Genomic DNA, 13228 nt, shown 5'->3' on the forward strand with positions numbered 1-13228 from the left:
CAAAGAAACCGGGTTTTTTCGGAGATCCTTCGTTACAGCCGACATCAAGGGCAAAAACCCGGTTTCTGACCACCTGTGCATAAGTCCTATTTTATTTATTTACGGAATGTTTAGAGAGTTGAATGTAGAATTTCTCAGACTCTCTATTCTAAAGCGCGGCGGGTAAAAATGGCAAATCGCATATTTAAACTCTTAACTACTGATATTAAAGAACTGTGTTCCGCCGAAGCAGCCGAGGGAATCGGAGAAGCAGGAAAAGCAGCCGCAGAATTGGCGAAAATGTTCAAAGAACAAGGGCTAGATAATAGCAATTTGCTGCTAGAAGTTTTGAACTCTCCCTTAGCTCAAGTTGTGGGAACTGGATTGCCATTTGTCGGGATGGCGGCGAAACTGCTAGTATTTTTCATGGAAAAAACTCAAGAGCAGCCGACTTTAGCTGAGTGCATTTTCCTCGTCAGTCAGGCGGCTTATCTCGAAAGTTTTAAGGGATTTATTGAACAAGACGCAAGCTTGTTAAATCGCATCGGGCAAACTCCAGTTTCTGATAAAGTCAAACAGTTGCTTAAGAAACTGGCGGATTTGGAATTGAGCGATAAAGCAGCTAAAGAAACTGTGATTTGCTTCCGCGATTCGATGTTAGCTCAGGAATTTAACGCAGTGCTGTCACAGCGGCTGGAACAAGCCGGACTAGAAGGCAGTCAAGCTAAGATTTTGACAAAGAGAGTTGCTGCTAATACTCACCGTTATTTAATCGAAGCTTGGGCAGTTTCCGGCGATGCTATGAAACATCTCGGACAGCCTTCTTTCAGCGAATGGCGGGAGGAACAGCAGAAATATCAAAGTATTGACGAATACCTGGAAGAGCAGATTGCCGATAAGCCAAAAGAAAAAGTATTTGCTGAAGAGTTTACATTTAAGGATATCTACGTACCGCTGAAGGCAAAGCCGATCGATAAAAATGGCAAGCCCATAAATGATGCAGCAGCTTTCGATTTAGAAACTTGGGCAAAGCAATTGCTTGAGGATGAACAGAAACAAGATATGGTGATGTTCGTCGAAGCTGGACCAGGACGCGGGAAAAGCGTTTTTTGTCGGATGTTTGCTGACTGGGTACGACAACATTTATTTCCAATTTGGACTCCGGTGTTAATTCGATTGCGAGATATTCCCAAATTGCAAAATAGTTTTCTGCAAACGCTTAAAGATGCGGTTAATGCGGGTTTTACTAGCGATAATGGCTGGTTGACGGATAGAAATACGCGATATTTGTTTTTCTTAGATGGCTTTGACGAGTTGCTGATGGAAGGGAGAAACAGCGGAGGCTTAGAGCAATTTCTCAAGCAAGTAGGGCAATTTCAGCGTGATTGTCAGCAGAGTTCGGAAATGGGACACCGAGTTTTGATTACTGGCAGAACTTTAGCTTTGCAAGGAATTGAAAGGCAAATGCCAGATAACCTGGAGCGAGTCGAAATTCAGGTGATGGATGACGAATTGCAGCAGCAGTGGTTTAGTCAGTGGGAAACCCTGTTTGGAGCGGAAAAAACCTCTGATTTTCAGAATATTTTAAAACATCACAACTGTCCCGAAATAAGATCTGAACTGTCACGAGAACCGCTATTGCTTTATTTGTTAGCGGCGATGCACCGGGATGGAAAGTTGAAAGTTGAGGATTTTCAAGGGACTAACAGCACTCAAGCAAAAATTTTGATTTACAATCAAGCGGTGAATTGGTTACTCACAAAACAGCGTTCTGACTTACTCAATCGGAATTTGACAGAACTGGAAACAGAGGATTTGCGGCGCATCCTGACAGAAGCAGGGTTGTGCGTGGTGCAGTCGGGAGTGGAATGCGCTCCTGTAGCGATGATTGAGGAACGATTGAAAGCAGATAACTCGGTTAAAGCATTACTTGAGGAAGCACAAAAACGGATTGGCGATAATCCTCTGAGAAATGCTTTGGCGGTTTTTTATCTTCAGCAAGGCAGTAAAGAAGGTTCTGTGGAGTTTGTACATAAAAGTTTTAGTGAGTTTTTGTGTGCGGAACGATTGAAGGAAAGTCTGGAAGAGTGGACGGAACCGGCAAGAAGAGGTAGAGGATTTAATACGAAAGACTCGGATATGGACTGGGAAATTTATGATTTGTTGGGTTATGGGGCGCTGACGGCAGAAATTGTGGAATATTTGATGGGGTTGTTAACAACTCCGGCTGTTGCGGGGGAGGAAAGTCGGTTTCGCCCTGTGGAGTTATTCCAGCGTTTGGAAGATTTTTATCTGCGGTGGTGCGAGGGGGAATTTATTGATATGTTGCCGGAAAGTTTGCCTCAGAAGAAGATGCGCCTGTTGCGAGAGCAATTGAAAACCCAAGAATTGGGACAGCGACAAATAGATGTTTATGCTGGTTTGAATGTGATGATTTTGCTCTTTGAGTTGCACCGTTACGGTCAGAGGAGAGATGAATTGAAAGACAAAATGGTGTTTTATCCTTGCGGAAAGCCTAATGCTAAAGGTAAGCTTGACGATGCAAATCGCTTGTTGCGTATCATCAATTATAGCTATTGTATTGGGGATTCTGGCTTTCTCCAAATTGTTGAGATATTTTTCATCGGCGCAAACCTCAGCGGCGCAACCCTCGTCGGCGCAGACCTCTGGCACGCAAACCTCAGTGGGGTAAACTTCAGTGGTGCAAACCTCATCGGCGCAAACCTCATCGGTGCAAACCTCAGTGGGGTAAACTTCAGCGACGCAGACCTCAGCGACGCAAACTTCAGCCGCGCAAACCTCAGCGACGCAAACTTCAGCCGCGCAAACCTCAGCGACGCAAATTTCCGTGGTGCAGAACTCAGTGGGGTAAACTTCAGTGATGCAAACCTAAGTGGCGTAGACCTTATCGAGGCAAATCTTAGCGAGGTAAACTTTAGTCGCGCAAATCTTAGCGAGGTAAACCTCTGCCACGCAAACCTCACCAATTGCACTTTTGGCGATGTCAAATGGGATGAAAATACAAAGTGGGAAAATGTTCGATGTTTGGATACAGCCGTTAATGTTCCAGAAGCGTTAAGGCAACAGCTAGGAATGCAGTAGAAAGATTGTTCAAGGCTTGGCGGATCATTTTTATGAACAGGCAAGATGCCTGTTCCACAAAGAGTGGATTTTCTTGTAGGGTGGGCATCTTGCCCGCCCGTGAAAGACTTATCAACATACAAAAATCGATCGCACTTAATTCTATCCAAAAGCGCGATCTACCCAAAAGCGCGATCGCACTTAACTCAAGCCACAGCAGCAGAACAGTTATTCGATCGCAATAATTCCAAAGCCTGCTGTCTTACCCTACCTTCCATCACCTCAGTTTGCAAGGTAATAAAAGCCTCAAAATCTTCTAAACCGTACTTAGTCATCTGCAACTGCTGGCGCAACAGTTCCTCGGCCTCAACCGTTAAATAACCCGTTTCCAAAGCTTTTCGGACAATTGTACTGATTAAACTCATAGTAATTTCACCCTGAAGACACGCACGTTATAAACAATGGAGTTTTATCACTTGACCAACTCTACATTGAGTTTGTTTCAAAATTACCTTGAAATACGGTTAAATCTACCTTAAGGCGTACTTGAGGGTAGTAGCTTTTGATACACACAACTCTAGGAATTTTAACTTTAGACCGGATAAAACAAGTATATTTACTTGGTATTTAACAACAGTCGCCATTCTCTGACACCAAAAGGAGGAACCAGCAACCCAGTTTCTTTTTCACCTTTCACAGGCAAACTCAACCTTAAAGGTTGATTGCTTTCCAGTTGTATAATTATTGATTTAAAATCATATTCTCCGACATTGATCGGCAAATCCGACTCGCTCCAAATATCCTTGGCTTTACCAATTTCGCGATCGCCCGCAGCAACAGTTAGCGCTACAGGATGCTGCAATTCTGTTCCGGGAAATCCTACTAATCTCAGGTTAAAGGAGTTTACCAATCCCGACTGTACTCGCTTATACAAAACCACTTGCCATGCTCTATCATGAGTGTCGCGCAGGCTTTGTACGGAGCGGAACATTACTCTGTCTGCTCTTTCTGGATATTTGTGAATTGAGGCGAAGGCGGGCGGGCTAATAGCTAGGATTAGATACAAGCACAAGCTAATAATAGTTATAATCTGGCGCCAAAAATCATTTTTTTTCATATTTAATACTTCCAACGAAGGTTCGGTTCGTAGTGAGGACTTTAGTCCTTCTTATTTCCAATCAGTTTCGGCTTGAGATAACACGTAGGCGGAAACATCAATAATTTGTTGTTCCGACAAACGATCTTTGTAAGCGGGCATAATGCCTTTACCGTTGGTTACTAAATTTGAAATATTGGCGATTGAATCCATGCCGTATTTTTTTAAGGCTTTTTGTTTCAAGTTTTTGCCGCGCCTGATAATGTTGCTACCGTTGATGTGACAGCCTGCACAGTTGGTGCTGAAGACTTCGGGGGCGGTTGCGGTTGGCGGAGTTGTCGCTGTATCTGCGATCGCACTTTGGGAATTAGTGGCAATTTCTGCAAATGCCAGTGTCAGTATTAATAGGATGAGGGTGAGAATTTTTTTTAAGTTATTTGGCGAAATCATTTATTTGCAATTTTCTAATTACTGCTAGATTTGATGATAGCACTAAATCCATAACCGGAACAGGCAAGATGCCTGTTCCACAAAGAGTTAATTTTTATTCTATTTGTGGGTAGGGCTTCTAGCCCGCCCGAAAGGCTATATATTCATTCTTCCCAGTCGAAGGTGCGGGTAACTGCTTTTTTCCAAAACCGATATTTTTGCTCCCGAAGTGCGATCGACATTTGGGGTTCCCAAATACAATCCACCGCCCAATTATCCCGCAATTGGGCTAGTTTGCTCCAAAAACCCACCGCCAAACCAGCCGCATAAGCAGCACCCAGTGCAGTAGTTTCCGCTACCACAGGCCGCACCACAGGCACTCCCAAAACGTCGCTCTGAAACTGCATTAGCGTGTGATTTCCCACCATTCCACCGTCTACTTTTAAAGATAAAAGCTGCACCCCAGAATCCTGATTCATCGCATCCAATACTTCCCGCGTTTGCCAAGCTGTCGCTTCCAATACTGCGCGAGCAATATGTGCCTTAGTCGCATAGCGAGTTAAACCTGCAATTACTCCCCGGGCGCTGTCTTGCCAATAGGGCGCGTAGAGTCCAGAAAATGCTGGTACAATGTAAACTCCGCCACTATCTTCGACGGTATTTGCTAATGTTTCTACTTCCGCAGATGTGTTGATGATGCCCAAGTTGTCGCGCAGCCACTGGACTAATGCTCCGGCGATCGCAATACTGCCTTCTAAAGCATACACAGCGGGCGATTCTCCCATCTTGTAGGCGACTGTTGTCAGCAATCCGTGGTTTGAAGGGACGATCGCCTCACCAGTATTCAGCAGCATAAAACAGCCCGTACCGTAGGTATTTTTCGCCTCCCCAACACTGAAACAAGTTTGCCCAACCAAAGCTGCCTGCTGATCTCCCAAAGCAGCAGCAATCGGAACATTTTCGAGCAATCCTTTTGCAAGTCCAAAAACTTGACTGGAAGGGCGAATTTCTGGCAACATCCGGCGGGGAATTCCCATGATTTCCAAAGTTTCCGCATCCCAATCGAGGGTTTGCAAATCCATCAGCATTGTGCGGCTGGCGTTGGTAACATCGGTAATGTGCGTGCCTCCTGTCATATGCCAAATTATAAAAGAATCGACATTGCCAAAAATCGCATCACCTCGATTCGCCGCTTCCCGCAATCCAGCGATATTGTCCAGCATCCACTTAATTTTGGGGCCGCTGAAATAAGTTGCTAGCGGTAAACCGCAGCGCGATCTAAATCGATCTTTGCCGTCAACTTCTGCTAAGCTAGTACAAATTTGGTGAGTGCGGGTATCTTGCCAAACAATCGCATTTCCGTAGGATTTTCCCGTATTCTTATCCCAAACAATAGCAGTCTCGCGCTGGTTGGTAATGCCGAGGGCTGCAATATCTTTCGCATCGATATTACCGATTTCCAGGGTATTTTTAATTACGCTTTGGGTTCGCCGCCAAATTTCCTCGGGATTGTGTTCCACCCATCCCGGTTGTGGATAGATTTGCTGGTGTTCTTGTTGGTTGCTGCAAATTATCTGTCCCAGGCGATCGAATATGATAAATCTGGTGCTGGTGGTTCCTTGATCTATTGCTGCTACGTATTTTTGAGACAAGAGTTTAAAACCTTTTTAAGTAGAAGAGAGGGTTGACAGTTGACAGTTTAGGTACGTAGTTGTGCTTGGGCGCTCTTTATAATATTAGGCAAGAGTGCTAATATTGAAATTACGTGCCTTGCCCCAAACGCGAGCCGACCTTTGAGCGCTACTTTTGGTGGTTTTATATTTTATATAGCCTTTCTCAAAAAGATGAGGTATGACTGGCATCAGTATAACCGCTTAGACTAAGAGGGCTGAAGCCCAACAACGTACCTCATCTTTCTGAGAACCGCTATATATCCTATCTAATAATAAAACCACCCTACTTAATTAAAGTGGGAGCGAATTCAGGAGCAGCTTCATATAAAATTGATATTAGCGTTCGAGTCTTTAAAGTCTATGATAATATGTAAAAGTCAAATTAATGTCAAAATTTTTAGTTTAGGGAAGTCCCTGCTTTGAAACTAGCAGAATTGCTCAGACTCGATCGCACAATTAAGGTTATTGGCTTTGACGACGCTCCGTTTTCTCGTACCAGCAGTAGTTTGGTGTCGATCGCAGGCGTGGTCTGCGGGGGGACTAGATTTGAAGGAATGGTCTGGGGACAAGTCCTCCCAGACGGATTAGATGCCACCGACGTAATTTGTCAGCTACTGCTAGGAGGGAAATTTTTACCGCAATTGCATCTCGTTTTGCTTGATGGAATTGCTTTCGGCGGCTTCAATATTATTGACCTTCCCAAGTTAGCATCGCGGCTGCAAATTCCTTGCGTTGCTGTCATGCGCCGCCAACCAGATTTAGCTGCTGTTGAAAAAGCCCTCGGTCATTTCTCAGATTCGGAATACCGTTTAGAATTGTTGCGCCGCGCTGGCAAAATTTACGCTTTTGAACCTTTCTTTTTTCAAGTGTGCGGCGAACAACCGGAAGTAATTGCACTGGTACTCCAGCGTTTGACTGATACTGGTAAGGTTCCTGAAGCTTTGCGTTTGGCTCATTTGATTGGGGCGGCTGTGATTACTGGCGTTAGCGGTAGTTCTGCTTGAATTTATTATCGGCAATTTAATTTACCGCCATAAAAAAGGTTCGTAGTGAGGACTTTAGTCCGCATCATTTATTATAAAACAAAAAGGTTCGTAGTGAGGACTTTAGTCCGCATCATTTCTTAGAGGACAAAAAGGTTCGTAGTTAGGACTTTAGTCCGCATCATTTCTTAGGAATGAGAATTAAATAACTTACAATTTTAATTATTGTGGTATGGGCGTCCCGCCCGTCTATAAAGGACGGGCGGGACGCCCATACCACTTTTAAGAGTGTAAATTATTTAATTCGCGATCCTTAGAGGACTAAAGTCCTCACTACGAACCTATGGGGATACGGATTTAAGATTATTTAGCTTCCGACAATCTCGCCCTCAAGTTCACCAAATTCGATTTTAGTTCCCAAGGCCAAAGTCACGGTACTTTCAGGTTCAATCATTTTCATGTCGCCTTGACTGTCTGTGGCCCACCAAGAGCGATCGCTCAAATTGATCAATCCTAAGGATAGCTCGTTTGGCGATCGAGAATTCACCAGCGCTACCACGCCGCTAGACGCCGTAGCCGTTAAACTCGGGATGTCAGAGGTGAATAGCTGAGTACCCGCAGTCAGAGGGATAACTCGACTTCCCAATGTCAGCAAAAATTGACCGTTGGCAAAAGCATTGGCTGGCGATGCTTGTGATAAAATAGTCGGCGTAACCCGAGCGGAAGTTGCAGTAGGCAAGTCAGAGTTTCCAACTGTAATTGTACAGTTACCGATTCTCTTTTGGTCGCCCGATCGCAAATAACTCACCGCCCCGCTATCAAAATTCTCGCAAACAATTTGACCCCCTTCCAATTGAAACCGCATCGCTAAAGGCGAAACATGAGGAATGTAGATAATAGACAAATTTTCATCGCTACCAAAAGTCACCGGTTCCGCACCAATAGTCAGAGTGCGATTGGTTCCGCTATCGTAACTAATTACCAGCCAAGCTTTGTTAAACAAAGTTTCGGCCACAACTAGCATAATTCCAATCCAAAAGCCGATCGCAGCACAGCCAGCTAAACGGCCCGCCGTACCCGATAAAGTATAAGCAAACAGAATAAACAAGCAGCCGCCCAAAACGCCTCCCACACCGCCGCCACCCGCGCCGCGCAGCATTCCTAAATTGGGAATTCGTTTAGAAAGTCCCAGTCCTAACAAACCGCCAGCTATTCCCCAGCAAATCACTCGCAACAGTTCATTTTCGCCGTCGCCAATCCCGCTAAAAATACCTTCGGCGATCGCTCCAGAAATTGCCCCGGCGATGACACCAAACAATCCGCCATTTTTTAAAGATTGTTTGATTTGTGGCTTGCCTTTGATATAGTAATAGTAGCCGAACATAATTGCAGTAGCAATGCCGCCGCCTACCAATCCAAACCAGCGAGATGTGGACAATACACTGTCAAAAACAGATTTTGAATTGTTGAGATCGTGCATGAAAGGTTCAGTGATGAGATTGCCGGCGAAACCGCCGACAGCACCGCTAATCCCAAACTGCAAAGCTTTTTTAAGGGCTGATAGATTTCTTTTCACGGCGCACCTGGTTACAAAGTGAGAGTCGAGCTATTTTAGATTTGGGATTTTAGATTTTAGATTTATTCCACAGATGAGTCTGGGAATTTGTACCTTAATCTAAAATTTTGGTCGCTCCGCGTCCGAGTGTGGGAAACTTGTATCCGTTTTTGGACGAGAGTCAAATTTAGCTACAAGCTTAAAAGTCGCCATTTCCGATCCGCACCTGTCGCCCCTCTGTCTCCCGCACCTCTGTTTGACACAGAAGTTTTTTAGCCTCCCGCCGTCGCCTTCGGGACAAGCCTCTGAAGGTTCGATGGCTGTAACCTTTGTTGATACATGATTTTAGCGATTTTTTGACTGGGAATTTTTAACGGATTAGACGCCACCGAGGGCCCAAAAATGAAAAGGAATGTTACAAACTATTACGGTAACACTCAGAATGTGAACATAATGCCTCAAAATACTTGCGAGAGGTAGTTGCATCACAGAAGCAATATTCTGACTAACTGCCGGACAGTCACTCGATCGCCACTTAAGGATCTGCTGCAATCTCGATCGTAGATTAAAGATCGCATCAATCATTTGTGGTATTCTAAGCGACAGGCTCAGTGCGGCCACAAAAAAACGCACCGGCGTGAAGAACGAGCGCCGTTAAACAGCGAAGGCAGACACCCGCTAACAACTTCAACAGTTGCAGGCCGTGGAAAGTCCACCCTTCCCCGTCAAAGCTCCTGCCACCAGCGAAGCGAAAGGTACGGGATGAAAGCGCCCGCCGTCGCTAGTTCAACGCGGAGCAGTTCGCAATTGCAAAATATCCAGCGGGTACACACAAGATGAGTATCGTCACCAAATCAATCGTCAACGCAGACGCTGAAGCTCGTTACCTGAGCCCAGGCGAATTAGACCGGATCAAGAGCTTCGTCACCTCTGGTGAACGCCGCGTCCGCATCGCCCAAATTTTGAGCGAATCCCGCGAACGCATCGTCAAGACAGCCGGCGACCAACTTTTCCAAAAGCGCCCTGATGTTGTTTCTCCCGGCGGCAACGCTTACGGCGAAGAAATGACCGCAACTTGCTTGCGCGACTTGGATTACTACCTGCGTTTGATCACCTACGGAATCGTAGCTGGCGACATTACTCCGATCGAAGAAATCGGTATTGTCGGCGTCCGCGAAATGTACAACTCTCTCGGAACTCCGATTGCAGCAGTTGCCGAAGGCGTCCGCGCTATGAAAAATGCAGCTTCTTCGCTGCTCTCTGGAGAAGATGCTTCCGAAGCTTCCTCTTACTTCGACTACGTTATCGGTGCGATGCAGTAAGGAATTTAGGTTTTTGATTATAGATTTTTGATTGAACAATCGAGGGTTACTGATAACAAGCCAAAAGCTTTTGCAGATAATCAACTACTTGTAAATCTCAAATCCCCAATCCCAAATCTAAAATTCTAGCTCCAAAATTGGACTGACTCAGCCACTTTCTAGGAAACAAGACAACCATGCAAGACGCAATTACCGCCGTAATCAATTCCTCTGACGTTCAAGGTAAGTACCTGGACATCAGCGCATTAGACAAGCTCAAGAACTACTTCGCTTCAGGTGAACTGCGCGTCCGCGCCGCTACATCCATCAGCGCCAATGCAGCCACAATCGTCAAAGAAGCAGTTGCTAAGTCTCTGTTGTACTCTGACGTAACTCGTCCCGGCGGCAATATGTACACCACTCGTCGCTATGCAGCTTGCATTCGCGACTTGGACTACTACCTCCGCTACGCCACCTACGCTATGCTAGCTGGCGACCCTTCCATCCTCGACGAGCGCGTGCTCAACGGTTTGAAAGAAACCTACAACTCCTTGGGCGTGCCCATCGGTTCTACCGTACAAGCAATCCAAGCAATGAAAGAAGTCACCGCCGGTTTGGTCGGTTCTGACGCTGGTAAAGAAATGGGCGTCTATTTCGACTACATCTGCTCTGGCTTGAGCTAAATCTAAGGCAGAAGGAAGTTCGGCAACGGATTCTGTAACGGATGTAACGGATGTAACGGATGTAACGGATTTCAGTCCGATGGAAGTCGGAAGAAGGAAGTTCGGCAAGGAATTCTGTAACGGATGTAACGGATGTAACGGATTTCAGTCCGATGGAAGTCGGAAGAAGGAAGAAGGAAGATGGAAGAAGGAAGAAGGAAAAAGATTTATTTCTTGCCTCTTTTAACTTTTAACTTTTAACTTTGGACTTGTTACCTTTAGCTTTGAAAGAGGTCAGGGAAGTTGAGAGTGATTGCTAGACCGTCAAAGGCCAGTCGAGAAAGCCCGACGAGTTTTAACGAGCTAGTTTTGACTCCTAACTCCCTGACTTCAATCTTTTTAAAATCCATCTAAAAATCTGTAAACCTACTCAGGAGTTTGTTTCCCATGAGAATGTTTAAAGTGACTGCTTGCGTCCCCAGCCAAACTCGCATCCGCACTCAGCGCGAATTGCAAAATACCTATTTTACTAAGCTGGTTCCCTATGACAACTGGTTCCGGGAACAGCAAAGAATTATGAAAATGGGCGGCAGAATTATTAAAGTGCAACTGGCTACCGGTAAGCCCGGAGCTAATACTGGCCTACTTTAAAATCCGAGAATGGATTGATAGAGGGCAAGAGGTCGATCGCGACCTCTTTTTTGTTTGTTATGATTTTATAGAAGAAGGAAGAAGGAAGAAGGAAGAAGGAAGAAGGAAGAATGTAGTTGTAGGGTGCATCGCCTGCGATAAATCCTCAAATAAATATCGACAATCTGAAAGCGACGCACCTGATAAATAGTAGTAGTAGGGTGGGTCGCCCTTGACAATCCCTGAATTTGACAGACAATCTACTCAGTGGCATACCGGACAAACTCTCGGCCGTGGAAACAAACCCAACACTTATTTTGCAGCAAGATTTAAGAGAAATGATATAAGGTAAGGTGCGTCGCTGCTCGAACAGTCGATTTAATGTAACGGATTTTCAGGCGACGCACCCTACAGCTAACGGATTTAACGGATGTCACGGATTAAGGCAAGTTCGGCAACGGATTCGCTCTACGGATGTCACGGATGTCTGTAATTCTTAAACTAATGACTAATGACTAATGACTAATGACAACTGACAACTGACTAATGACTAATGACTAATGATATTCGACGCTTCATTCCATTTTTTGACCCCAGCGCGTCGCAATGGGCTGCGGAGGCCCGATGGCTGCGGTGGCTGACTTTTTTGTGGCTGTTTGTAGGGCTGACAGCATTGTTTTCAGCTTCCTATCCCATTGCCAATTCCGAATTGGGAGACGGCCTTTACTATTTTAAGCGGCAACTAATCGCAGTGGCGATCGGGCTGGCGGGCTTTAACTTAATGGTTTACTCCCCCCTGCGTTACCTGATGAAAACAGCTCAGTTGGGAATTCTGGTGCTGCTGGGAGTGCTGTGGTTGACCTTAATTCCGGGAGTGGGAACCACAGTCAACGGCGCAACTCGCTGGATATCTTTGGGCCCGGTGCCGATTATTCAACCTTCTGAGTTAATTAAACCGTTTTTCGTTCTCCAAAGCGCCCGCATTTTCGGCAACTGGCCTCGATTAACAAACAAAGTTCGGTTTACTTGGCTGTTAATTTTCGGTGCGATGCTGTTGGGCATTTTGTTGCAGCCGAATTTAAGCACCACGGCTTTGTGCGGGATGACTTTGTGGTTGGTGGCTTTGGCGGCGGGCTTACCTTACTTGCAGTTGGGTGCAACGGCTATAGGGGGAATGCTGTTGGCGGTTTTAAGTATTAGTTTTAAGGAATATCAGCGCCGCCGGATTATGTCTTTTCTCAATCCTTGGGCTGATGCGATGCAGGATGGTTATCAGTTGGTTCAAAGTCTGCTGGCTGTGGGTTCTGGCGGGATTTGGGGCGTTGGTTTGGGGATGTCTCAGCAAAAGTTATTTTATTTGCCGATTCAGTACAGCGATTTTATTTTTGCTGTGTTTGCTGAGGAGTTTGGTTTGGTGGGAGGTTTCTCGCTGTTACTGATGTTGGCGGCTTACGCTACTGTGGCTTTGAGGGTGGCGATGCGGGCGCGGAATGCTGAGTCTCAGTTGGTGGCGATTGGGGTGATGGTGGTGATGGTGGGACAGTCGCTGCTGAATATTGGGGTGGCGACGGGGGTTTTGCCGACTACGGGTTTGCCGCTGCCGTTTTTTAGTTATGGCGGTTCTTCGATGGTGGCGAGTTTGTTGTTGTCGGGGTTGCTGATTCGGGTGGCTAGGGAGAGTTCTGAGGCTGAGGTGGTTTCTCTGGATGGACGGCGGGGACAGCCGTCCAAGCCGAAGTTGCGATCGACCAACGGCAATACACAAGCTGAGTAATTTGTCAAGTTATTTCCGCTAAAACAAGCCCATGAATAAGACGGTATAGACGCGGTTTCAACCGC

The 13228-nt window shown here is 45.8% G+C and carries 12 protein-coding genes; 6 read left to right on the top strand and 6 right to left on the bottom strand.

Features of this window, described 5'->3' with window-relative positions; all coding sequences use genetic code 11:
- Positions 1-168 precede the first annotated feature (168 nt).
- Positions 169-3081, top strand: coding sequence for a pentapeptide repeat-containing protein (locus JGK11_RS07530; RefSeq protein ID WP_293211144.1), 2913 nt, complete (start codon positions 169-171; stop codon positions 3079-3081).
- 185 nt (positions 3082-3266) lie between these two features.
- Here JGK11_RS07530 and JGK11_RS07535 read toward each other — a convergent pair whose 3' ends face one another.
- From JGK11_RS07535 to glpK, 4 genes are all read right to left on the bottom strand, one after another.
- The gene (locus tag JGK11_RS07535) at positions 3267-3485 is read right to left on the bottom strand and encodes a hypothetical protein (protein WP_293175722.1); all 219 of its coding nucleotides are present in this window, start codon (positions 3483-3485) and stop codon (positions 3267-3269) included.
- A 191-nt stretch (positions 3486-3676) separates the two neighbouring features.
- Positions 3677-4177, bottom strand: coding sequence for a DUF3122 domain-containing protein (locus tag JGK11_RS07540; RefSeq protein ID WP_293211147.1), 501 nt, complete (start codon positions 4175-4177; stop codon positions 3677-3679).
- Between the two features lie 51 nt (positions 4178-4228).
- Positions 4229-4606, bottom strand: a complete 378-nt coding sequence (locus JGK11_RS07545) for a c-type cytochrome (RefSeq protein WP_293175717.1) — start codon at positions 4604-4606, stop codon at positions 4229-4231.
- A gap of 143 nt (positions 4607-4749) precedes the next feature.
- Positions 4750-6237 (bottom strand): glycerol kinase GlpK, encoded by a 1488-nt coding sequence (gene glpK / locus JGK11_RS07550; protein WP_293175715.1) that lies wholly within the window; start codon positions 6235-6237, stop codon positions 4750-4752.
- Between the two features lie 440 nt (positions 6238-6677).
- Between glpK and JGK11_RS07555 the strand changes: the two genes are divergently transcribed.
- On the top strand, positions 6678-7262 hold the full coding sequence (locus JGK11_RS07555) for a DUF99 family protein (RefSeq protein ID WP_293175713.1): 585 nt from the start codon (positions 6678-6680) through the stop codon (positions 7260-7262).
- Positions 7263-7608: 346 nt separating this feature from the next.
- Here the strand turns inward: JGK11_RS07555 and JGK11_RS07560 are convergent, their stop codons facing one another.
- Both JGK11_RS07560 and JGK11_RS07565 read right to left on the bottom strand, forming a co-directional pair.
- Complete coding sequence (locus JGK11_RS07560; RefSeq protein WP_293211150.1) at positions 7609-8817, bottom strand: hypothetical protein; 1209 nt, start codon at positions 8815-8817, stop codon at positions 7609-7611.
- A gap of 357 nt (positions 8818-9174) precedes the next feature.
- Positions 9175-9381, bottom strand: coding sequence for a hypothetical protein (locus tag JGK11_RS07565; protein ID WP_293211152.1), 207 nt, complete (start codon positions 9379-9381; stop codon positions 9175-9177).
- A 251-nt stretch (positions 9382-9632) separates the two neighbouring features.
- Here JGK11_RS07565 and apcA point away from each other — a divergent pair, with 251 nt between their 5' ends.
- The 4 genes from apcA (at position 9633) to JGK11_RS07585 (ending at position 13163) form a co-directional block, all read left to right on the top strand.
- Positions 9633-10118, top strand: coding sequence for an allophycocyanin subunit alpha (gene apcA / locus JGK11_RS07570; protein ID WP_265234273.1), 486 nt, complete (start codon positions 9633-9635; stop codon positions 10116-10118).
- 176 nt (positions 10119-10294) lie between these two features.
- Entirely contained in the window at positions 10295-10780 is a 486-nt protein-coding gene (gene apcB, locus JGK11_RS07575; RefSeq protein WP_015176902.1) for an allophycocyanin subunit beta, read from the top strand.
- A gap of 426 nt (positions 10781-11206) precedes the next feature.
- The gene (locus JGK11_RS07580) at positions 11207-11410 is read left to right on the top strand and encodes a phycobilisome linker polypeptide (protein WP_006634929.1); all 204 of its coding nucleotides are present in this window, start codon (positions 11207-11209) and stop codon (positions 11408-11410) included.
- A gap of 532 nt (positions 11411-11942) precedes the next feature.
- The gene (locus JGK11_RS07585; protein ID WP_293211158.1) at positions 11943-13163 is read left to right on the top strand and encodes an FtsW/RodA/SpoVE family cell cycle protein; all 1221 of its coding nucleotides are present in this window, start codon (positions 11943-11945) and stop codon (positions 13161-13163) included.
- The last annotated feature ends 65 nt before the right edge of the window (positions 13164-13228 follow it).

It is taken from the genome of Microcoleus sp. PH2017_34_RAT_O_A (assembly GCF_020737885.1).
Taxonomy (GTDB): Bacteria; Cyanobacteriota; Cyanobacteriia; order Cyanobacteriales; family Microcoleaceae; genus Microcoleus.